This window comes from Neorhizobium sp. 05N33 (assembly GCF_056397445.1).
The window spans coordinates 47,984-69,338 of record NZ_JBFTNK010000021.1 but is presented as its reverse complement, the minus strand read 5'-3'; the positions used below and the strand labels follow the sequence as shown (position 1 = coordinate 69,338).

Here is a 21,355-nt window from a genome sequence, read left to right as displayed (position 1 = left end):
CGGATCTCCAACCAGGTGAAGGCGGCGAGCGACATCGTCGGCAAGATCGCCCATTCGGCCTCCGAACAGGACACCACGCTGCGCTCGATCTCGTCGTCGCTGAACCAGCTCGACGCGGCGACCCAGCACAATGCGGCGATGGCGGAAGAGACGACCGCCTCGGCCGAGGCGCTTGCCGCCGATACCGACGAACTCTTGAACCTGATCAGCAGCTTCCGCATCAACGCCAACCAGGACACCGGCTACAATGCCGGCGCCGGCAGCCTCAACCGCGTCGCCCAGAAGATGCGCCGCGCCAGCTGACGCCAATCCCAGACGTGGGCCCATACAGGGGACGGAGGAACCGCCGGGTCGAAGGATCCGGCGGTTTTTTATTTGGGGCAAGGTCAGGCTGCAGCAATTTTCAGCGGAGCATTGACGGAATGTTGATCCGGTGAAATTTTTCGCCGTATTACAGTCACGGGAGAATGGGCGGGCGGGGAACCTTTTGAAGGTGCCGGCATTCTTCATTTTCGGCCGGAAGACGAGGCGGACATGCGATCAGTGAGGATGACCGAGGAACTGTGGCAGCATCTGCTTTCGCTTCGCGAAGGATCCCTGCGCCCGGTGGCGCTCTCCGCCGATGTCGATGGTTCCGGTCTCTCGCTCTACAGGCCGATCGCGGTCCGTGGCGGGCCGCTGGTTCTGGCCCAGGTCGGCCAGTCTCTGGACGGCCGCGTCGCAACGCCGACCGGCGATGCCCAGGATGTGTCCGGCTGTGATGGGATTGCCCATCTGCACCGGTGCCGGGCGCTGGTGGATGCAGTGATCATCGGGGTCGGGACGGTCGTTGCCGACAATCCCAGTCTTTCGGTTCGTGCCGTCAGCGGCAGGAACCCGGTGCGCGTCGTGGTGGATTGCAATGGCCGCATGCCCGAGCGGGCCAAGATGCTGCATGACGGCGGCGCGCCCGTGCACGTCATGCAGGCCGACGACGTTCCTCTCCGCAACGTCCGGTATCGGACCATCCGGCTGCCGCGCCAGGCGGATGGAGGACTTGCTCCGCGGGATATTCTTGCCGCGCTCGCCGAACGCGGCCTGACGACCGTTTTGGTCGAAGGCGGCGCAACTACGATTTCCCGCTTCGTCGATGCACACCTGATCGACCGGCTGCATGTCTCGGTCGCGCCGATCATCATCGGCTCGGGCCCCGCGGGTATCCGGCTTTCGCCGATCGACCGGTTGTCGGAGGCCCGCCGGCCGGAGGTTCAGGTCTACAATATCGGCACGGATATCGTATTCGACTGCAATTTCCGCATTGAAGCGCAGCAGGTGGCCGCCTCAGCGGATCGCGAGGATGTCCTGATGGCCGACCTGGCATAGGCTGCCTTCGCGATCGACCATTTTCCGCCGGAAATCGGCCCAGTCGCGGAGTTCGCTCTCGTCGAGCTGGCCATATTCATAGACTGCACGCACCATACCGTCGAGGAAAAGACGCTGCAGGTCGCGATCGCTTACGGTCATCGCCCATGGGCTTTCAGCCGTCGTCACCGTGTAGCCGCTCTCCCCGAGACAATCGGCCAGCGTCGCCCACGCCCGGGGTCCAAGCGAAAGTCCAAAACCCTTGTCGCTCAACTGGTGTGCGTTGAAGTTCGCAACCACGGTCTCGTCAAGCGGGTGTGGTTTCGACCAGCGCATCCGGCCGTCATAGTTGAGCGCGGCATAGAGGCTGGCGCCCCTTTGTGAAATGTGGGCGACGAAACGGCGGATGAACTGTTCGGAACAGAGATCGAAGAGAGCGGAGGCGGTCACGAGGCCGACATCGGCGAGCGGCAGCGTTTCGATCTCGTTGAGGTCGCCCCGAATAATCTCGACGGCCTCGCCATGCAAGCGATGGGCTTCGTCCAGAAGCCGCTGATCGTCGTCGAAAAGCCGAAACCGCACCGGTTTTTGAAGTTTTGGCGAAAGCGCGCGGAAGGTCGAGCCGGTACCGCAGCCGATATCGAGGATCGTCGGGGCAGAGACGCTTTGGAGGGATTGGATCGTCGCTGCCAGCAAATCCGCGTCCCGTGCGCGACCATCCACAGGTTCGCGCAGCGCCAGCCAATCCCTGTCGAAGCCGCTCATGACGCTCGTTCCAGAAAATCGGAGATGACGGCGGCGGTATCCCGCCAGGACGGAAGCTTGGCACCGGCGATTGCGGCGGCATCGGCCATCGAAATACGGGTTTCGGGCTCCTCCAGCAGCCGTCGCAGAGCGGCGGCAAAAGCGCCCGGGTCGTCCGGGGGCACGAGAAAGCCGGCGCTTTCCGGTACGACATCCGGCACGGCCCCCGTCGCGCAGCCGACGATCGGCAGGCCTTGGGCGAGCGCCTCGGCAAACACCATTCCATAACCTTCATAACGGCTTGCGAGCGCAAAGATGTCGGCCTTGGCAAATTCGGAGCGTGTGTCGTCGATCTGGCCGGCGAGCTCGATGCGACCCCCGAGCCCGGATTGGGCGACCTGGCGTTCGAGTTCTGCAGCGACGCCGGGAACGAGCAGCTTGCTGCCGACGATGCGGCAGATCCATCGCAGATCGCGCAGCTTTTCGAGCGAAGAAATCAGTATGTCGTGGCCTTTGCGGTGGGTCAGCGTGCCGACGCTGAGGATCAGAGGCGGATCGCCGCCAACGACGGCCAGCGGCGCCGGATCCATGCCCGGGATGGCGACCGTGATCTTTTCTGCAGGGATGGAGTAGTTGGCGGCGAGTTCCGCAGCGGTGGCATGCGATGTGACGATAACGCCGCGGGTGTGCGCCAGAGCAGCCTTCTCCCGGGCGGCCGCAGCTTCTTGCTGCTTGCTGTCGAGCCCCGTCTCCAGTGCCAGCGGGTGATGCACGAGCGCCATTATCTTCAGGCGTTTCGCTTCGCGCCCGGCCCATTCGTCCATCATGCCGAAAGCCAGGCCGTCGACCAACACAAGGCTGTCATCGGCAAGGCCGGAGAGCATCCGCCCCGCATCGTCGAGCTGTTTCGCGTTCGGATCTGGAAAGCCGTCGCCGAGGGAGATCAGTTCGACATTCCAGCCGAGATCGGTAAGGGCCGCGACGACACGCCGATCATAGCCATAACCACCGGTGCGGGTTTCGAGGTCGCCGGGATAGGCAAGGACAAGATCGCGGCTCACAGCTCGGCCTCGAACCAGCCGCGGGCGGTGTGTGATTCGTGCAGCATGACCCGCAGTTTGCGGATGCGCGCACCGCCCTCACCGAGCCGGCCGTTCCGGATGGCATCGGCGATGCGGTCGAAAATGTGCTTGGCGAGGAATTCTGTCGTCGTCACCTTGCCGGCGAAAATCTCCAGCGTGTCGAGGTTCTGATAGTTGAGCGGCGCCAGCACGTCCTTCAGCACCTCGGACGCCAGCCCGATATCCACCGCAAGCCCGTTCTCGTCCAGATCGCTGGTGAAGAAGGCGGCGTCGACCACGAAGGTTGCCCCATGCATGCCTTGGGCGGGGCCGAAAACCGGGCGGGGAAGACTATGCGCGATCATGATGTGATCACGGACTTCGACGGCGAACATGTGGGATTTCCTTCAGTATTTGATGCGATGGCAGAGCGTGGTGGCCGAGCCGATAATGTCGGCATAATCGGCGGCGATGGTTTCGAACGGTGTTTCGCCCGAAATCAGATGGTCGAGCCGGTCGTCGCCGAGAAGCTGGAGTGCCTTGCTCATGCGGCGCCTCGTGTCCCAGCGGGCGCGCCGCCCGGGCGGCAGCGAGGCGACCTGCGAGCTGACGATGGACAGGCGCTTGGCATGAAAAGCATGCCCAAGCGGGATCTCCACGTGCTTTTCTCCATACCAGCTCGCTTCGATAACCCGGGCTTCGAAACCGGCATGATCGAGCGCCGTTGCCAGAGCGTCGGCCGAAGCGGAAGCATTGACCAGCACGTCGCAATCATGGGGCACATCATCGGCAGACGAAAATCGAAGACCGAGAGCCTTAGCGGTTCCGGCGCGCTCCGGCTCGATATCGGAAATCACCACCTCGGTGCCGATGATCCGCGAGGCAAGGTAGGCGACCAGAAGCCCGACGACGCCGGCGCCGAAAACGGCCACGCGGTCACCCGGCTGGATGCTCGCGTCCCAGGTGATATTGAGCGCGGTTTCCATATTGGCAGCCAGCACGGCACGGTGCGGGGGTAAACCGTCGGCAAGCGGGTGAATAGCCGAAACGGGCACCCGAAAACGGTCCTGATGGGGATGCAGGCAGAAGATAGTTCTGCCGACGAGACGTTCCGGCCCTTCTTCGACAATTCCGACGGCGGCATAGCCGTATTTCACCGGGAAGGGAAACCGGCCTGCCTGATGCGGTGCGCGCATGCGCTCGTATTCGCTTTCCGGCACCTGTCCGGCGAAGACCAGCGATTCGGTGCCGCGGCTGATGCCGCTATAAAGCGTGCGGACGACAACCTCGCCTTCGCACTCCGCCGGCAATTTCTCCTGCCGAAGCGCGCAACGGCCTGTCTCCTCGATCCAGAGGGCTCTTCCGTCCTTTTGCGTTGCCGCATTGGGGGCTGTCTCACGCCTTGTCACGCATCACACCTTTCACGCCACAACAATCCAGACCTAGAGGCTTCAACGATGACGGCAAGGGAGTCGTTGTGCGAGAGGTCGACATCGCTATCACGTTTATTTGACACCGGTTTTGCGGATCCGGCCTTTGCTGCGCTCCGTATTCTTCTCCATGTAGTGCCTGTGAGGAGAGCGTCATGAATGTTTCATATCATCCCTGGGACGAGGAAGGCATGTCCGATGGCTGACTGGATGAATGCCGGGCCGCTGGATCGCCAGGCGGCGCGCAGGGCTTATCGCTTGCTCTCCCTGGATGCCTATGCGGTGACCATGACCGTCGCTGCCGCGCTCGTTGCGGCGATGCATTTCCTGGGCGACTGGCTCGGCATCGATACGGCCGCGGCCGGCTGCGCCTTCATCGTCTATGCAGTGATTTCAGCCATCGCGCTCGGCAATCTTCACGCGCACAGCCATGGCCGTTTTGGCGTTGCCAATATCGTGACGACCATCCGTGCCGCGCTCACGGCAGTATTGGCCGGGATGGTGCTGGCGTCGCCGCAATTCGGCGTGGATCTCGACCAGAGCGCACTGTGGCTGCTCGGCTTCGTGATCGCTTTCGCGCTGGCGCTGGACGGCGTCGACGGTTTTCTCGCCCGCCAGACCGGCACAGCCTCGCAATTCGGTGCCCGTTTCGACATGGAAGTGGATGCGCTGCTGATCTTTTTTCTCTCGCTCGCGGCCGTGCTGCTGGGCAAGGCGGGACTTTGGGTCCTGCTGATCGGCCTGATGCGTTATGCCTATGTCGGGGCGCAGGCGGTGTTTCCGGCGCTCAAGGGCGAACTGCCTCATTCGATGCGCCGCAAGGCGATCTGCGTCGTGCAGGGCGTGGCGCTCTGTCTGATGTTGTTTCCGGTCGTTACGATGCCGGTCTCCACCCTGCTTGCGGCCGGGGCTCTTGCCTCGCTCACCTATTCCTTCGCCGTCGACGTGATCTTCCTGGTGAGTGCAAGCAAGAACCACCATGCCGCGACCTGATTTTTCCGCTTTCCTTGGCCTCACGCGCTCGCTGCTGATCTATTACGGCCAGCCTTGGCGGCGTTCTTCACTAAAGCGGCTTTATGCGGACCTGATCCGCAAGGGCGATCTGGTGTTCGATATCGGCGCCCATGCCGGCAGCCGAAGCCGCACGCTTCTGTCGCTCGGTGCCAGGATCGTCGCGCTGGAGCCGCAGCCGTTGTTTGCGGACTTCATCGCCAGATCCTTTGCCGGCGAAGAATTGACGTTGTTGCGCAAGGCAGTCGGCAAGGAACCAGGCAATGTCGACCTGCATATTTCCAGCCGCCACCCGACCGTGACGAGCATCTCCTCGTCCTGGATTTCGAAAGTCGGAAAGACCTCCGGTTTTCGCAATGTCACATGGGATAGGGTCGAACGTGTGGAGATGACGACGCTCGATGCGCTGGTCGAAGAATACGGGCTGCCTGCCTTCTGCAAGATTGATGTGGAGGGCGCGGAAGCGGATATCATCGCCGGGCTACATCATTCCATCCCACTGATCGCCTTCGAGTATATCCCCGCGACGATGGAAATCGCCGAGGGGGCAGTCGGGCATCTGCGGAAGCTTGGTCCCTATCGCTTCAACCGGGTTGAGGGCGAGCGGCATCGGCTCGTCCATCAAGAGTGGATTGCCGCCGACGCGATGCTGGCGGAGATTGCCGGTCTTTCCGGCCAGACGTTTTCCGGCGATATCTATGCACGGCTGAAGCCCTAACGATTTTAACGCTTTCGCCTCTTGAGCAGCGCGACGAAAATGAACGCCAGCCCGGGTGCTGCGCCGACAAGCGCCAGAATTCCGTAGAGGATGCTGGCGGCGACGCCATTGGAGGCGGGGTAACCGAAGAGCGGCCAGAGCGCCGCCGCTGCCGCCTCCCTGGCGCCCCAGCCGGCAATGGTCGCAGGGATCAGCATCGTGAGCAGACAGAGCGGAATTGCGGTGACCGCCGCGAGCGCGGGCAAAGGCGAGCCGACGGCTGCTGAAGCGAGCATGAACATTGCGATATAGCTTGCGACGATGACGATGCTGAATAGCGTCTGCATTATCCAGGCTCCGTCCTGCAAGAAGACCTGCGCCAGCGCGGACTTCAGCCCTTCAAGCTGAGGTCGGATGCGGCGCGGCGGGAAGCGGAGTAGCAACAGACACACGAAGACCAACCCGGCGACGATAAACGCGAAACCGGAGAGAAGGTGGCGCAGCTCCTCCGGAATCATCGCTCCGCCAAGAAGCGGCCAGAGCATGACGCCGATGGTGGCGATCAGAAAAAACACGCCTTGTCCGGCGATCCGCTCGAAGATCACGGCCTGCGCCGGCACTTTCCAGCCGCCATCACCATGAGCCCGGTTGCGGATGGCGCGCACGGCATCGCCGGCCACACCCCCCGGCAGAAGCTGGTTGATCAACGTTCCGAGATAATAATCGCCGATCGCCTGGCCGACGCCTAGGTGCTGGCCCAGCCGCGCCGCCGTGAACCGCCAGCGGAGCGCGGAAAGAACGATCTGCACCTGCGCCAGAAGAAGCCCGGCGCCCACGTGGCTCGGATCGGCCGAGGCAAGGCTTGCGACAATCCGATTCGGATCGAAGCGCAGGATCACGGCAATGAGAAGTGCGAAGGCTGCAGATAAGCCTATAAGTTTCAGAAAACGCATGGGCCGAAGGTTTTGCAGGAGCAACGCATGAACGAGTTTCGGCCCTTTCGCCAGAGTGACATCGACAGAATAGGGCATATCGCGCAACGCAAGGCAAATAGACTGCCATTTCTGAGGATCACGATCGCGCTGGCGATCGTTGCGGCAATCCTGGCGCTTCCTTCCGACTTTACCGATTTTTCCGAGATCAGGTTTCCGCTGGAAGTGGCCGCAGTTGCGTTGCTGGCTTCCGTGCTGGCAGGTCTCGGTTTTTCCCTTCTGCGCGGGGTGGTCACCCTGCTGCTTGCCGCAATGCTGTTCCTGAAGCTTGCAGATATTGGCACCGGCACCGCCTTCCAGCGACCGTTCAATCCTTATCTTGACCTCAAGATCCTCACCGACGGCTGGAATCTCCTGAGCGGTTCCGTCGGCCTTACGAAGGCGGTCGGGATCATCTGTGCGGGGCTTCTGGCATGGGTGGTTGTCGCCGTCGCCCTTTATTGGTCGCTTGGCGGTTTCCGTCGCCTTTCGGGGGGAGCCCGGCGCAAGTCCGCTCTCGTCTCCGGTGCGGTTCTGTTGATCGGCCTGGTGGCGCTTGCAGTCCAAAATGACGATCGACGCAGCCTCGGCGTCGAGGCTGATGCCGCTTCCTATTTCGTCAACCGCATCGCCATGGTGAAGGATTCGATTGCCGATCTCGCCCGGTTCGAGGGCGAGTTGAAGCAGGATCCGGTCGCCGCCGGGCCGCATTTCTCGGCGCTTGCCGGCACCGATGTCGTGCTGGTGTTCGTCGAATCCTATGGCCGCAGCGCGATCGAAGATCCGCGTTACGCGACGGTCATCGACAACCGGCTGACGTCCGTGGAGAAGGAGATCGGGGCTGCAGGCCTGCAGGCCCGCAGCGGCTGGCTCACCTCGCCGACGGTCGGCGGCATCAGCTGGCTGGCGCATGGTACGCTGCTCTCCGGTCTCTGGGTCGACAATCAGGGTCGTTACGACCGGCTGATTACCAGCGAGCGGACGAGCCTCAACAACCTCTTCCGTTCCTCCGGCTGGCGCACCACGGCGGTGATGCCGGCGATCACGCTCGACTGGCCGGAAGCCGGTTATTTCGGCTACGACAGCATCCATGCCGCCGCGGGGCTCGGCTATCGCGGCAAACCCTTCAACTGGGTGACGATGCCGGATCAGTTCACGCTCGAGGCCTTCGAGAGGCTGGAGCGGCAGGCACGTGACGAGCTCGGCCATAAACCGGTCATGGCGGAAATGGCCCTGATCTCCAGCCACGCACCCTGGACACCGCTTCCCTCGTTGGTCGACTGGGACCGGATCGGCGATGGCGCCGTCTTTAATGCGCAGGCGGAAAGCGGCGATCCGCCTTCAGTCGTCTGGGCCGATCCCAACCGCGTGCGGGCGCAATATCTCACCTCGATCGACTACACGCTCGAAACGCTGGGCTCCTACATGGCACGTTATGGCAAGAACACACTGTTCATCCTGCTCGGCGATCACCAGCCGGCGTCGATCGTTACCGACGAAGGGGCCTCGCGTGACGTGCCGATGCATATCGTCACCGGCAATCCGGACCTCCTGAAACGCCTCGACGGCTGGAACTGGCAGAAGGGCATGATCCCGCTGCCATCCACCCCGGTCTATCGCATGGACGAATTCCGCCGGAAGCTCGTCGAGAGTTTCGATTGATCGACCGTGTCAGGCCGAGTTGCCTCATCAGGAATGGGTGCCGAGATAACTTTCCATCAGTGCCGGATTGACCGCCATTTCGCTTGCCGGACCGGAAAGGCGGACTTCGCCGAGTTCGACCAGATAACCCTCGTCGGCGATTTCGAGCGCGGCGCGGGCATTCTGCTCGACGAGCAGGATCGAGACACCGGTCTTTCGCAGTTCCGAGACGATGTTGAGGATGTCGATAACGATCTTCGGCGCAAGGCCCAGGCTCGGCTCGTCGAGCAGCAGCAAGCGCGGCCGGCTCATCAGGGCGCGGCCAAGCGCCAGCATCTGCCGCTCGCCGCCGGAAAGCGTGCCGGCCAGCTGCTTGCGGCGTTCGGCCAGGCGCGGGAAACGCGTATAGACGTCCTCGCGCGTCTCGGCGCGCTCAGCGGCGCTGCGCAGGAATCCGCCGAGCTCGACATTGTCCTCGACCGACATGGTGGCGAACAGTTCGCGCTTTTCTGGCACGAGGCAGAGGCCGGTGGCGACGCGGCCTTCGACCGAGCGCGGCACCGGCGCGCCGTCGTAGACGATCGTGCCGGAGGAGGGGACGATGCCCATGATGGCGTTAAGGAGCGTCGATTTGCCGGCGCCGTTTGCACCGATCACGGTGACGATGCTGCCGGGCTTCATGCTCATCGATATGCCGTGCAGCACCTCGGCGCGGCCGTAGGAGACGTGGATGTCGGAGAGCTCAAGCAGGTTTCCGCTCATACGACACCTCCCAAATAGGCGGCGACGACCGCCGGATGTTTGCGCACGTCCGCCGGCTTGCCTTCGGCGATCAGGGTGCCGAAATCGAGCACCACGAGATGGTCGACCAGACCCATGACGAAGCCCATGTCGTGTTCGACGAGGAGCACGCTGACGCCCTCTTCGCGCAGCTTCTTCAAGAGGTTGGCGAGCTCCTGTTTTTCACCGTGACGCAGGCCCGCCGCGGGTTCGTCGAGTAGCAGCACGGCCGGGTCGGCGGACAGGGCACGGGCAATTTCGAGGATGCGGATCTGGCCGAGCGCCAGATCGCCGGCCGGCCGGTCGCGATAGGCGCCGAGCCCGACGCGTTCGAGCTGGAAGGCGGCTTCGGCCAGCAGCGTCGCCTCCTGCCTGCGCTCCAGCCGCAGAAAGCTCCTGAAGACACCGGCCGAGCCGCGCAGATGCGCGCCCAGCGCGACGTTTTCCAGCACCGACATGTCCGGCAGGATCTTTGCGTGCTGGAAGGTGCGGGCGATGCCGTGTTTGGCGACTTCGCGCGGGCTGTCGCCGGTCATAGGCTGGCCTTCGTAGAAAACCGATCCGCTGGTCAATGAAGCGAGGCCGGTGATGAGGTTGAAGGTCGTGCTCTTGCCGGCGCCGTTCGGCCCGATCAGGCCGACGACCTGGCCGGCGCGCACTTCGAAACTGACATCGTTGACCGCCACCAGGCCACCGAAGGCTTTTCGCGCCTTCTGCACCTTGATCAGCGACGATCCGGCCGGCGCGAGCGTTCGTTTGGCAAGCTTGTCGTCGGAGGTGGGCAGAGGCCGCCCGGGCCGCTTCGGCAGGAGTTTCAAGACGAATGGCCAGAGGCCGTCCCGGGCGAGTTGCAGGATCACCACCAGCAGGATGCCGAAAACGACCATTTCCAGATTGGCGGTCGTGCCGATCAGGTCCGGCAGGAAACGCTGCAGCACGTCCTTCATGATCAGCACGATGCTGGCACCGAAGATTGCCCCCCAGACATGGCCGGAGCCGCCGACCACGGCCATCAGCAGATATTCGATGCCCATGCTGAGCCCGAACGGCGTCGGGTTCACCGAGCGCTGCATATGGGCGTAGAGCCAACCGGAAAGGGCCGCGACCACGCCGGCAAACACGAAAACGGTGAGCTTGGCGCGGACGATGTTGACGCCGAACGCTTCCGCCGCCTGGCCGCCGCCACGCAGTGCCCGGATGCCGCGGCCGATCCGCGAGTCGAGCAGGTTTTTCGCGCCGATCGCGACCGCAATCACGAAGAACCAGATGAGGTAATAGATCGATCCGTCGCTCAGGAAACGATATCCGGCGACTTCGACCGGCGGGATGCCGGAAATGCCGTCATAACGGCCGAGGAGGTCGATCTTGCCGAACAGATAATAGAGCGCCAGGCCCCAGGCGATCGTGCCGAGCGGCAGGAAATGGCCGGAAAGGCGCACGGTGATGAGGCCGAGCGGCAGGGCGGTCAACGCCCCGACGATCAGCGACAGCGGCAGGGTCAGCCAGGGCGAAAAGCCGTAATTCGTGCTCAACACGGCAGTCGTATAGGCGCCGAAACCGCAGAAGGCCGCTTGGCCGAACGAGGTGAGGCCGCCGACGCCGGTCAGCAGCACGAGGCCAATCGTCACCAGAGAGGCGAGGCCGATATTGTTGAGGATCGTCAGCCAGAACGGCGGCACCGGCAGGAGAGGGATGACCGCCAGGAAAACGATGCCGGCAAGGCCGGGAAGCAAACGCTCGATCTTCATCGCTCACTCCTCCTCGTGGAAACTGCCGCTCAGCGACAGCCAGATCAGAACGGGAATGATGAGCCCGAAGACGATGACTTCCTTGAAGCTGCTGGCAAAGAAGGAAGAGAAGGATTCGACCAGCCCGACACCGATTGCCGCGATCGCGGTGATCGGGAAACTCGCAAGCCCGCCAATGATCGCCGCCACGAAGCCCTTGAGCCCGATCAGGAAGCCGGTGTCATAATAGATCGTGGTGATCGGGCCAATCAGCACGCCTGAAACGGCGCCGATCGCGGCGGCCAGCGTGAAGGCGGTGATGCCGGTCAGATGGGTGCGAACGCCGACCAGTCGGGCGCCGAGCCGGTTGACGGCGGTGGCGCGCAAAGCCTTGCCGAGCAGCGTCCGCTCGAAGAACAGGTAGAGGCCGACGATGATCGCGATCGTCGCACCGTAGATGCAGAGGCTCTGGGCGCTCACCATCAACGAGCCGATCGTGTAGTTGTCGTTCGCGAGCGGTTCGGCACGCAGGCCCTCGGCGCCGAAGAAGACGAGGCCAAGCCCCATCATGGCGAGATGCACGCCGATCGAAGCGATCAGCAGGACGAGCACGGAAGCATCGGCAAGCGGCCGATAGGCGATCCGGTAGATGTAGGCGCCCATGGGCGTGATGATCAGGATGGTCAGCAGGGCTTTTGCGACAGAGGGAAGGCCGAGCGGCGCAAGCGCCACGGTGATGCCGTAGATGACGCCCGGAAGCACCAGGTTGAGGGCGAGACTGCGCAGAAAGGTGCGGATATCGGTGCCGCGGCGCATGCTCCAGAGATCGAACAGAAAGGCGATCGCTCCAAAACAGACGAGAAGCGAGGTGGTGGCGGGCACCTTGCCGCCGTCGAGAAGCGCCAGCGTCAGCGCGCCATAGGCGACGAACTCGCCCTGGGGAATGAAGATCACCCGCGTGACCGAAAAGAGCAGGACCAGCGCCAGACCGAGGAGCGCATAGATCGCGCCGTTGGTGACACCATCCTGGATCAGGAAGGTCGCAATCATCGCGTCCAAAGAATTTCCCCCGATAACAGAAAAGACGCTGCAAAAAGGCCCGGCGCGGACGCCGGGCCTCGTTCAGTTGCTCTTTACTTGGTGATTTCGAACTTGCCGTTCTTGGCTGTGAACAGCACGACGGCGCGGTCGTCGAGGCCAAGGTGATCGTCGGCCTTGAAGTTGAAGACGCCCTGGCTTGCCGGGAACGGGCCGCCGGTTTCGATGGCGTCACGGAGAGCCGCGCGGAATTCCGGCGTGCCGGGCTTTGCCTTCTTGAGCGCGACCGGGATGGCTTTCTTCAGGATGGCCATGGCATCGTTGATATGTGGGCCGAACTGGGTGCGGGTGCCGGGACCGAACTTCTTTTCGTAGGCCGTCACGTAGGCCATGCCTTCCGGCTTGGTCTCCGCGGTATCCGGCAGGGCTTCCGGCGCCATGGCCGGGCCGGAGGCGAAGATCGTGTTGTCGGCAGCCTTGCCGGCGATGCGCAGGAAATCGAAGGTCACGGCGCCATGGGTCTGGTAGATCTTGCCGGTAAAGCCGCGTTCGCGCAGGCCGATCTGCGGCAGCGCGGCGCCGGTGCCGGAGGCTCCGACGAAGACGGCATCCGGACGGGCGGCAACGAGTTTCAATACCTGGCCGGAAACGGAGGTGTCGGGACGGGCATAACGCTCGTCGGCGATGACCTTCAAACCGTATTGTTCGCCGATCGCCTTGAACTGGCCCATCCACAGGTCGCCATAGCTATCCGAGAAGCCGATATAACCGACCGTCTTGACCCCGTCGGCCTTCATCTTGGCAAACAGGTTCTTGGCGATCAGGCCGGCATCCTGCGGCATGATGAAGGTCCACTTGCCTTTGGAAATGTTCGGCGGAACCGGCGAGCATCCGAGATGCGGCGTGCTGCTTTCAGCCGCTACGCCGGCGACGGCGATCGAAGCGGGGGTCAGTGCCGAGCCGACCAACACGTCGACCTTGTCGTCGTTGACGAAGCGGCGGGCATTGGTGGTGGCGATGGACGGGTCGCCGGCGTCATCGAGAACGATGACCTTCAGCTTTTCTCCGCCCACTTCGGTCGGCCACAGCTCGACCGAATTCTTGAGCGGAATGCCGAGCGCCGCACCCGGGCCGGTCGACGATATGGTCACGCCGATCGTGATGTCGGCCAGCGCAGCGCTTGCAAATAGGGACATGGACAGGGCGGCAACGGGCGCCATCCCAGCAAAAAACCGGTTCTTCATAGGATCCTCCCAGGACAAAAGCGGGCGATCTCCTCCCGCCCTGCCATTTGTTTACAGGGAGATTGTTTCTTTGTAAACAATTCTGATAATGGTTATGTAAAGCTTACGAAGGCCCGGCCTGGACGCGGCGGGAATGCCGAAGTCTCACTCGGCATCATGTCCCAGCAGCCGCGCCAAGCCGGCTTTGCCGTTCAATTCCACCATCTCACGCGCCGACTTGGCGCGACGCTCGATCAGTTCGAGCATCTCCATGAAGGCTGCAGTCTTTTCGGGCGGCAGATCGCCGAACATGTGTTTTTCGAGGGCATCGATGCCGGCCACCATCTTTTCGTAGACGGCCGTTCCTGCCGCCGTCAGCTGGATCTGGGCCCATCGCGCATCACGTGCGTCGGCGCGGCGGTCGATCAGGTCGCGATCGACAAGCTCGCGGATGGCACGCGACACCATCGCCTTGTCGATTGTCGTAAGCTTGCCGATCTCCATCGGCGAGATCGATCGATAGGTGCCGATCGCGGACATGACCCGCCAGATATTCAGCTTGAAACCGTTGGCTTCGCAAAGCAGGCTGACGAGCTTCATCATTTCCGCGTTGCTGCGCGCGAGCCGGTAGGGCACGACCTTGGAGAGCTTTCGGGGGGATGTGGGCCGTTCTTCCGTCATCCGCTCAGGTCACCAGCGCCCGCTGTCTATATTCGGTGGTGTCCCAGAGGCGATTGGTCATGATGTCTTCGAGGATATCCACCGCTCCCAACACCTCGGCCTCGCCGATATAGAGCGGCGTGAAGCCGAAACGAATGGCGTTCGGGGCGCGGAAATCGCCGATCACGCCGCGCGCGATCAGGGCCTGCATGATCGCGTAGCCTTCATCGTGCAGGAAGGAAATCTGGCTGCCGCGCTTCATCCCGTCCCGGGGGGAACCGAGCTTCAGCATCGGGCAGCGCCTTTCGACTTCCGCGACGAACAGATCGCAGAGCTTGATCGACTGGCGGCGCAGGTCTCCCATGTCGACGCCGTCCCAGGCGTCCAGAGCGGCGTCGAAGGCGGCAAGCCCGATGATCGGCGGCGTGCCGACCCGCATGCGGTCGATGCCGCCGCCCGGACGATAACCGAGATCGAAGGCGAAGGGCTGTTCGTGCCCCAGCCAGCCGGACAGCGCCGGCCGCACCTTGTCCGCATGGCGCGGCGCGACATAGATGAAGGCCGGCGCGCCGGGCCCGCCGTTCAGGTACTTGTAGGTGCAGCCGACCGCAAAATCCGCGTTCGCACCGGAAAGATCGACCGGCAGGGCCCCGGCCGTATGGGCAAGATCCCAGACGGTGATCGCGCCGGCGGCATGCGCCTTTTCGGTCAGCGCCTTCATGTCGTGCAGCCGTCCGGTGCGGTAGTCCACCTCCGTCAGCATGACCACGGCGACGGTTTCGTCGATCGCGGCTTCGACCCCTTCCGGCTCGACGATCTTCAGCTCAAGACCTTTGCCGAGCGAGCCGATCAGGCCCTGTGCCATATAGAGGTCGGACGGAAAATTACCGCTGTCGGACAATACGACCTTGCGTTCCGGCACCAGTTCCAATGCTGAAGCGAGCGCCTGGTAGACCTTGATGGACAGGGTGTCCCCCATGACGACCGTGCCTTCTGCCGCACCGACCAGCTTGGCCACCCGGTCGCCGATCCGCCGTGGCATTGCCATCCAGCCGGCCTTGTTCCAGCCCTTGATCAGCAGTTCGCCCCATTCGTCGGCCATCAGCCTGGCGACGCGTTCCCTGGCGGCAAGCGGCAGCGGTCCGAGCGAATTGCCGTCGAGATAGATCACGCCTTCCGGCAGATAGAAGAGCGAGCGGGTCTTTTCGAAATCCGTCACCGGAACACCTTACTGTTCGAAACCAATCGTCTGAAGGGCGTCTAGCCCGGAGTAGCCCAGACTAAAAGCTGGCGAGGGACACGCAAGACAGATTTGCGCCCTATTCGATTATTTGCGGGCGGCGGACGCCGAACGGCGATTGTGGCGCTTTCAGCCGCTGCCGGTCAGCCGCGGGCAATCGCGTGGAAAAAGGCGCCGCTGACCATGCCTCTCCGACCGCCTGTCGGACCGATCGGCTTGCCGCCACCGTCGGCGATCGTCGCAAACGGCTGGTCGGTTCCCGGTGAAACAACGCTGGCATAGTGGAATTCATGGCCGCGGATCGTATCGCCCTTGCCGCCAAGCGGGCTGTTCTCGGCGATCTCCGCCTGCCGGTAACCGAGGTTCATCCGGCGTTTGGCGAAACTGGTGCGGTGGGACAGGAGACCGGTCATGGCGTGCGTCACGCCATCGGCATCCTCCAGCGTTTCTCCGAGCACCATATAGCCGCCGCACTCTCCGTGAACGGGCTTTGTTTCCGCAAATCGCATTAGGCCGGTCTTGAAATTCTCGGCAGCGGCAAGCCGTCCGGCGTGCAGTTCGGGATATCCGCCCGGCAGCCAGCAGACGTCGCAGCCGGCAGCCGGTGCTTCATCGGCCAGGGGCGAGAAGGGAACAACCTCTGCACCGGCGGAGCGCCATTCGCGCATCAGATGCGGGTAGAGGAAGGTAAAGGCGGCATCCTGCGCCAGCGCGATCCGCTGGCCGGGCGGACGCAGTGATTTTTCCGTCGAACCGCCGGGAATATTGAAGGGCTTTGCGGCGGCGTAGATCGCATCGAGGTCGAGCGAGGCTTCCATGGCGTCGGCCAGCCGCTCGATATGCGCGTCCATTTCCGGGTGTTCGCTCGCCTGCACCAGGCCGAGATGCCGCTCGGGCAGAACCAGCGAGGGATCACGCAGGACGGTGCCGACCACGGGAATCCCGGCCGCCTGGATGGCATCGCCGCACAGCTTCTTGTGCCGTTCGCTGCCGGCCCGGTTGAGCACGCAGGCGGCGATTTTCACGGTCGGATCATAATGAGCAAAGCCGTAGGCGATCACGCCGGCGGTCTGGGACTGGCCGGAGACGTCCAGCACCAGCAGCACGGGCAGGCGGAACAGCCGGGCAAGATCGGAGGCAGCGCCCGAACGGTTCTCTTCGCTGACGATGCCGTCGAAAAGGCCCATGGCGCTTTCGATCAGAAGCAGCTCGGCATCCTCCGCCTGTCCGCGCGCCAGGTGCCGCAGCAGGTCCGGCGCCATCGCCCAGCTGTCGAGGTTGAGGCCCGGCCGATGCGTCGCGGCCTCGTGAAAACCCGGATCGATATAATCCGGGCCTGTCTTGATGCCGCGCACCTTGACGCCGCGGCGGGCAAAGGCGCGCAGCAGGCCGATGGTGACGCTGGTCTTGCCGGAGCCGGAGCGCGGCGCACCGATGATGAGCGCGCGCGCCGTCATGACTTGCCCCCCGACAAGACGGCCTGCATGGAGACGATCCGGCCGATGACGATCAGGGCGGGCGCAGCGAATTTCTGCCGCACGACCTCGGCCTCGACCGTCGCAAGCGTTGCAATCAGCGAGCGTTCGTCCGGCGTCGTCGCCGCCATCAGCACCGCGACCGGCGTTTCCGGCGATAGCCCACCTTCGATCAGCAGCCTGGCGATCGTGCCGATCGTGCTGACGCCCATATAAACGACGATCGGCTCGCCGGTTTTCGCCAGCGCCTTCCAGTCCAGGTCGCCGGGACTGCCGGCCGCATGGCCGGTCGCAAGCGTGATCGCGCGGCTCATCCCCCGCATCGTCGCGGGAATGTTGGCGGAAGCGAGAGCCGCCAGCGCGGAGGTCATGCCCGGCAGGATGCGGAACGGAATGTTTTCTCGGGCAAGCGCTTCCGCTTCCTCGCCGCCGCGTCCGAACACGAAGGGATCGCCGCCCTTCAGCCGCAGAACACGCCGGCCCTTGCGGGCGAGTTCGATCAGCAGGCCGGTAATGTCATCCTGGGCGACGGAGGGTTTGCCGCCGCGTTTTCCGACGAAGACAAGTTCGGCGGTCGTCGCGAGCGACAGCACGCCGTCGGAGACTAGCGCGTCGTGGACGATCACGTCCGCCTTGCCGATCGCATCGGCGACTTCCAGCGTCAGGTAACGCGGGTGGCCGGGGCCGGCGCCGGCGAGCCAGACATGGCCGGGCTCGAAGACGGGTGCTGCGACGATAGTTTCGATGCTTTCATTCATATGCGGACCTTTGACCGGTGACGCTCGGCCCCGGTCGGGCTATAGAAACGGCCATGGAAGTGGATGGCAAGAACCTTCGTCGTGGCTGGACCACGGGAACCTGTGCGGCGGCGGCAAGCAAGGCGGCTTGTCTTGCCCTCCTTTCCGGAAAATTCCCCGATCCGGTCGAGGTGACTTTGCCCGGCGGGCAGACGCCGTCCTTCGCGCTCGCCGTCGAAGAGACCGGCGAGGGATTTGCAAGAGCCGGGATCGTCAAGGATGCCGGCGATGACCCGGACGTCACTCATGGGGCGCTGATCAAGAGCACTGTGCGGCGCGGCGCGGTCGGCAGCGGCATCACCTTCAAGGCCGGCGAAGGCGTCGGCACCGTCACCCGCGCCGGACTGCCCCTGCCCGTCGGTGAACCCGCCATCAATCCGGTGCCGCGCAAGATGATCGCCCAGGCGATCGCAGAGGTCGCCGGCGAAGAGGTCGATTTCGAGGTCGAGATTTCCGTCGCCGATGGCCAGAAGATCGCCGAGAAGACGCTCAACGGCCGGCTCGGAATCCTGGGCGGCATATCGATCCTTGGCACGACGGGGATCGTCATTCCCTTTTCCTGTTCGGCCTGGATCCATTCCATCTGGCGCGGCATCGACGTGGCGCGTGCCGCCGGGCTCGACCATGTGGCAGGCGCCACCGGCAACACGTCCGAAAAGGCGGTGCAGGCGCATCATGGATTGCACGAGATCGCGCTGATCGACATGGGCGATTTCGTCGGCGGCATGCTGAAATATCTGCGCGACCATCCGGTGCAGAAGGTGACGATCGCCGGCGGTGTCGCCAAGATGACCAAGCTGGCGCAGGGCATGCTCGACGTGCATTCCAAGCGCGGACTGGCCGATCTCGAAGCTCTGGCGAAACTCGCCGGTGAAGCCGGGGCGAGCGATGAGCTTGCGGCGCAGATAGCGGCCGCCAATACCGTATCCCAGGCGTTCGCGCTCGCTGGCGAAAACGGCCTGGCGCTGGGCGACCGGATTGCCGCGCTCGCCTGGAAGACCGCCGCCAAGGCGCTCAAACAGCCCGAGATCGCGCTGGAAATCCTGGTCTACGATCGCGAGGGCCGGTTGGTCGGCCGGACCGCGTTTACCCCGTCCGATCATTCGGAATCCTTGTCGCCGGCCTGAGGCCAGCCGGGACGGAAGCGGCGCACATAGTCCGCATTGTAGAGCTGGCTCTCGACGAAATCGGCAGCGCCCAGGCCTTTTCCCACGAAAATCAGCGCAGTTCGCTCGGCGGGTTCCGCCGCCAGCTTCGCTTCGATATCGGCAAGCGTGCCGCGGATGATCCGTTCTTCCGGCCAGGAGGCGCGTACCACGATCGCGACCGGGCAATCGGCGCCATAAAGCGGTGTCAATTCCGCGACGATCCGGTCGAGCGCGTGGATGGCGAGGTGGATTGCCAGCGTCGCACCGGTGGCGCCAAAGGCTGCCAGCGTCTCCCCATCCGGCATTTTCGACGCCCGGCCGGAAACGCGGGTGAGAATCAGGCTCTGCGCCACTTCCGGGATGGTCAGCTCCCGCCTCAGAGCCGCCGCGGCGGCGGCAAAGGAGGGCACGCCGGGAGTGAGGGTATAGTCGATGCCGTGCTTCTCCAGCCGGCGGATCTGTTCGGCAACCGCGCTCCAGACGGAAAGATCGCCGGAATGCAGCCGCGCGACATCCCGGCCGGCTTTGTGGGCCGCCACGTATTCCGCCTCGATATCGTCCAGCGACAGCGACCCGGTATCGACGATCCGCGCATCCTTCGGGCAATAGTCGAGCAGTTCCTTCGGCATGATCGAGCCGGCATAAAGGCAGACCGGCGAGCGGGCGAGAATATCGCGGCCGCGCACGGTGATGAGGTCGGCGGCACCCGGTCCGGCGCCGATGAAATGCACGGTCATGAGTGGTCCTTCGAGCGTGCCAGCGCGCAGGTGGCGCCATCGGCAATCAGCCGCGCGACAATCAGTTCGGAAGCCTCGCCAGCGGCGGCCAGTGCCGCGGCTTCGGAAAGGCTTGGCGTGGCCGTTTGCGCAAGACTGTGTTTCGAAACTGTTCTGGTGCGCGCTTCCACCTGCTTCAGCGCCGCCTCGTCGACAATCTGCAAGGGCAGGCGCAGCCGCTGCGCAAGCGCGACCATCCCCGGCTCATGCCGCTTGATCTCGCCGGTCGCCAGAACGGAAACGGATTCACGTGAAATATTCGCCGCGGCACAGGCGGCAGTCAGCGCCGAAAGCAGCGCTTCCGCGGACGTCCCCTTGCGACAGCCGAGACCGGCGGCAATCATGGTTTCACTCCGGGTTTCGTCCAGCTCCATTGGGTGACCGGCATGGCCGGCTTCCAGCCCGACATGCCGCCGATCGGCGCTGCGCGGGAAACCTCCATGCGGATCAGTTCGCCGCCGAGTTTCGCATGCGCTGTCAGGAGGACCGCTTCCATTTCCAGCGTCACGGCATTGGCGACCAGCCGCCCGCCGGGCTTCAACACCTCCAGGGCCGTGTCGAAAACGCCGGGCTCGCTGCCGCCGCCGCCGATGAAGATCGCATCCGGCTGCGGTAGGCCGGCCAGAGCCGCCGGTGCTTCACCTTCGACGATGCGCAGGCCTGGCACGCCGAATGCCAAAGCATTCCGTCCGATCCGTGCTGCCCGATTGGCGGTGGCCTCGATCGCGATTGCCTTAAGGGAAGGGTCGGCCAGCATCCATTCGATGCCGATCGAACCCGATCCGGCGCCGATATCCCACAGCAACTCGCCGCGGTGCGGAGCCAATGCCGAGAGCGTCAGCGCCCGGATTTCACGCTTGGTGATCTGCCCGTCATGTTCGAACAGCGTGTCGTCCAGTCCGAAAGCGCGCGGGAGAATAAAGGCTCCTGCTTCGGCCTTTACGTCGATGGCGACGACATTCAGCACGTGGATATCCACTAGCGCGAACTCATCTGTCTGCTGCGAACGGATGCGTTCCGCCGCGCCGCCCAGAGATTCCAGGACAGTTATCCGAGAAAGCCCGAAACCGGTGCGGGATAAAAGCTCCGCCAGCGCCGCCGGACCGTTCTCATCGGATGTCAGTGCAATGATCCGCCGGCCAGGATGCAGCAGCGGTCGGATGTGATCGAGCGGACGGCCATGCAATGACACCGTTTCGATGTCCTGCAGCGGCCAGCCAAGCCTTGAGGCGGCCAGCGAAAAGGCCGAGGGGGCAGGATAGGCGGTATATTCTTCAGGCGCGACATGGCGGGACAACGTGGCGCCGACGCCGAAGAAGAAGGGGTCTCCGGAAGCCAGCACGCAGACCTTTTGGCCACGCAGCGCCAAGACGTCGCGCATTGTTGCATCAAACGGTGTCGGCCACGGTCGGGCTTCGCCGGTGATCAGAGAGGCTGCCAGTTCCAGATGCCGCCTGCCGCCGAAGACCACGGTGGCCGAAGCAATTGCCGCGCGCGCATTGTCGCCGAGGCCCGGCACGCCATCTTCGCCGATGCCGACGATGGACAGCCAGCCGCTTTGGTTTAAAGGTTTCCGAACTGATTCAGGAGGCATC

21 protein-coding genes and 1 pseudogene are annotated in these 21,355 nt (G+C 63.7%); 6 read left to right on the top strand and 16 right to left on the bottom strand.

The window, feature by feature from the left end; genetic code table 11:
• Together AC1DLT_RS28800 and AC1DLT_RS28795 are read left to right on the top strand one after the other, a co-directional pair.
• A pseudogene (locus AC1DLT_RS28800) lies at positions 1–303 on the top strand (methyl-accepting chemotaxis protein); the annotation flags it as partial.
• A gap of 231 nt (positions 304–534) precedes the next feature.
• Positions 535–1,362, top strand: a complete 828-nt coding sequence (locus tag AC1DLT_RS28795) for a RibD family protein (RefSeq protein WP_477489014.1) — start codon at positions 535–537, stop codon at positions 1,360–1,362.
• Here AC1DLT_RS28795 and AC1DLT_RS28790 read toward each other — a convergent pair.
• Genes AC1DLT_RS28790 through AC1DLT_RS28775 form a run of 4 tightly spaced genes read right to left on the bottom strand, consistent with a single transcriptional unit; the run spans position 1,321 to position 4,555 of the window.
• A complete protein-coding gene (locus tag AC1DLT_RS28790; RefSeq protein WP_477489013.1) occupies positions 1,321–2,106 on the bottom strand; it encodes a class I SAM-dependent methyltransferase in 786 nt (261 codons plus the stop codon). The genes AC1DLT_RS28795 and AC1DLT_RS28790 overlap by 42 nt on opposite strands.
• On the bottom strand, positions 2,103–3,146 hold the full coding sequence (locus tag AC1DLT_RS28785) for a glycosyltransferase family 4 protein (protein WP_477489012.1): 1,044 nt from the start codon (positions 3,144–3,146) through the stop codon (positions 2,103–2,105). The genes AC1DLT_RS28790 and AC1DLT_RS28785 overlap by 4 nt, the downstream gene beginning before the upstream one ends.
• Complete coding sequence (locus AC1DLT_RS28780) at positions 3,143–3,541, bottom strand: 6-pyruvoyl trahydropterin synthase family protein (protein ID WP_247033191.1); 399 nt, start codon at positions 3,539–3,541, stop codon at positions 3,143–3,145. The genes AC1DLT_RS28785 and AC1DLT_RS28780 overlap by 4 nt, the downstream gene beginning before the upstream one ends.
• A gap of 12 nt (positions 3,542–3,553) precedes the next feature.
• Complete coding sequence (locus tag AC1DLT_RS28775; protein WP_477489011.1) at positions 3,554–4,555, bottom strand: zinc-dependent alcohol dehydrogenase; 1,002 nt, start codon at positions 4,553–4,555, stop codon at positions 3,554–3,556.
• 219 nt (positions 4,556–4,774) lie between these two features.
• On the opposite strand from AC1DLT_RS28775, the gene AC1DLT_RS28770 reads away from it, so the two are divergent.
• Both AC1DLT_RS28770 and AC1DLT_RS28765 read left to right on the top strand, forming a co-directional pair.
• Positions 4,775–5,569 carry a CDP-alcohol phosphatidyltransferase family protein gene (locus AC1DLT_RS28770; RefSeq protein WP_477489010.1) on the top strand — a complete coding sequence of 265 codons (795 nt, stop codon included), beginning with the start codon at positions 4,775–4,777 and terminating at the stop codon, positions 5,567–5,569.
• Positions 5,556–6,305, top strand: a complete 750-nt coding sequence (locus tag AC1DLT_RS28765) for an FkbM family methyltransferase (RefSeq protein ID WP_477489009.1) — start codon at positions 5,556–5,558, stop codon at positions 6,303–6,305. The genes AC1DLT_RS28770 and AC1DLT_RS28765 overlap by 14 nt, the downstream gene beginning before the upstream one ends.
• Before the next feature lie 5 nt (positions 6,306–6,310).
• On the opposite strand, the gene AC1DLT_RS28760 is transcribed toward AC1DLT_RS28765, so the two are convergent.
• Positions 6,311–7,237 carry a lysylphosphatidylglycerol synthase transmembrane domain-containing protein gene (locus tag AC1DLT_RS28760; RefSeq protein ID WP_477489008.1) on the bottom strand — a complete coding sequence of 309 codons (927 nt, stop codon included), beginning with the start codon at positions 7,235–7,237 and terminating at the stop codon, positions 6,311–6,313.
• 27 nt (positions 7,238–7,264) lie between these two features.
• Here AC1DLT_RS28760 and AC1DLT_RS28755 point away from each other — a divergent pair, with 27 nt between their 5' ends.
• A complete protein-coding gene (locus AC1DLT_RS28755) occupies positions 7,265–8,917 on the top strand; it encodes a sulfatase-like hydrolase/transferase (protein ID WP_477489007.1) in 1,653 nt (550 codons plus the stop codon).
• A 27-nt stretch (positions 8,918–8,944) separates the two neighbouring features.
• On the opposite strand, the gene AC1DLT_RS28750 is transcribed toward AC1DLT_RS28755, so the two are convergent.
• The 8 genes from AC1DLT_RS28750 to cobA all read right to left on the bottom strand — a co-directional run bounded on the left by AC1DLT_RS28750 (position 8,945) and on the right by cobA (position 17,797).
• Positions 8,945–9,658 (bottom strand): ABC transporter ATP-binding protein, encoded by a 714-nt coding sequence (locus tag AC1DLT_RS28750; RefSeq protein ID WP_477489006.1) that lies wholly within the window; start codon positions 9,656–9,658, stop codon positions 8,945–8,947.
• Positions 9,655–11,424 carry a branched-chain amino acid ABC transporter ATP-binding protein/permease gene (locus tag AC1DLT_RS28745; RefSeq protein WP_477489005.1) on the bottom strand — a complete coding sequence of 590 codons (1,770 nt, stop codon included), beginning with the start codon at positions 11,422–11,424 and terminating at the stop codon, positions 9,655–9,657. Before AC1DLT_RS28745 ends, AC1DLT_RS28750 begins: the two co-directional genes overlap by 4 nt.
• A gap of 3 nt (positions 11,425–11,427) precedes the next feature.
• A complete protein-coding gene (locus AC1DLT_RS28740; RefSeq protein WP_477489004.1) occupies positions 11,428–12,462 on the bottom strand; it encodes a branched-chain amino acid ABC transporter permease in 1,035 nt (344 codons plus the stop codon).
• Between the two features lie 74 nt (positions 12,463–12,536).
• Positions 12,537–13,685, bottom strand: coding sequence for an ABC transporter substrate-binding protein (locus tag AC1DLT_RS28735; RefSeq protein ID WP_477489003.1), 1,149 nt, complete (start codon positions 13,683–13,685; stop codon positions 12,537–12,539).
• A gap of 144 nt (positions 13,686–13,829) precedes the next feature.
• Positions 13,830–14,345 (bottom strand): MarR family winged helix-turn-helix transcriptional regulator, encoded by a 516-nt coding sequence (locus AC1DLT_RS28730; RefSeq protein ID WP_477489002.1) that lies wholly within the window; start codon positions 14,343–14,345, stop codon positions 13,830–13,832.
• Between the two features lie 4 nt (positions 14,346–14,349).
• On the bottom strand, positions 14,350–15,543 hold the full coding sequence (kynU, locus tag AC1DLT_RS28725; protein WP_477489001.1) for a kynureninase: 1,194 nt from the start codon (positions 15,541–15,543) through the stop codon (positions 14,350–14,352).
• A 164-nt stretch (positions 15,544–15,707) separates the two neighbouring features.
• On the bottom strand, positions 15,708–17,021 hold the full coding sequence (locus AC1DLT_RS28720; RefSeq protein WP_477489000.1) for a cobyrinate a,c-diamide synthase: 1,314 nt from the start codon (positions 17,019–17,021) through the stop codon (positions 15,708–15,710).
• On the bottom strand, positions 17,018–17,797 hold the full coding sequence (gene cobA, locus AC1DLT_RS28715) for a uroporphyrinogen-III C-methyltransferase (RefSeq protein WP_477484558.1): 780 nt from the start codon (positions 17,795–17,797) through the stop codon (positions 17,018–17,020). The genes AC1DLT_RS28720 and cobA overlap by 4 nt, the downstream gene beginning before the upstream one ends.
• 53 nt (positions 17,798–17,850) lie before the next feature.
• On the opposite strand from cobA, the gene AC1DLT_RS28710 reads away from it, so the two are divergent.
• Complete coding sequence (locus tag AC1DLT_RS28710; protein ID WP_477488999.1) at positions 17,851–18,963, top strand: cobalt-precorrin-5B (C(1))-methyltransferase; 1,113 nt, start codon at positions 17,851–17,853, stop codon at positions 18,961–18,963.
• Here AC1DLT_RS28710 and cobM read toward each other — a convergent pair.
• Genes cobM through cbiE form a run of 3 tightly spaced genes read right to left on the bottom strand, consistent with a single transcriptional unit; the run spans position 18,936 to position 21,354 of the window.
• On the bottom strand, positions 18,936–19,721 hold the full coding sequence (cobM, locus tag AC1DLT_RS28705; RefSeq protein ID WP_477488998.1) for a precorrin-4 C(11)-methyltransferase: 786 nt from the start codon (positions 19,719–19,721) through the stop codon (positions 18,936–18,938). The genes AC1DLT_RS28710 and cobM overlap by 28 nt on opposite strands.
• Positions 19,718–20,104, bottom strand: a complete 387-nt coding sequence (locus tag AC1DLT_RS28700; RefSeq protein WP_038547158.1) for a cobalamin biosynthesis protein — start codon at positions 20,102–20,104, stop codon at positions 19,718–19,720. The genes cobM and AC1DLT_RS28700 overlap by 4 nt, the downstream gene beginning before the upstream one ends.
• Positions 20,101–21,354, bottom strand: coding sequence for a precorrin-6y C5,15-methyltransferase (decarboxylating) subunit CbiE (gene cbiE / locus AC1DLT_RS28695; protein ID WP_477488997.1), 1,254 nt, complete (start codon positions 21,352–21,354; stop codon positions 20,101–20,103). The genes AC1DLT_RS28700 and cbiE overlap by 4 nt, the downstream gene beginning before the upstream one ends.
• Position 21,355: the final 1 nt, after the last annotated feature.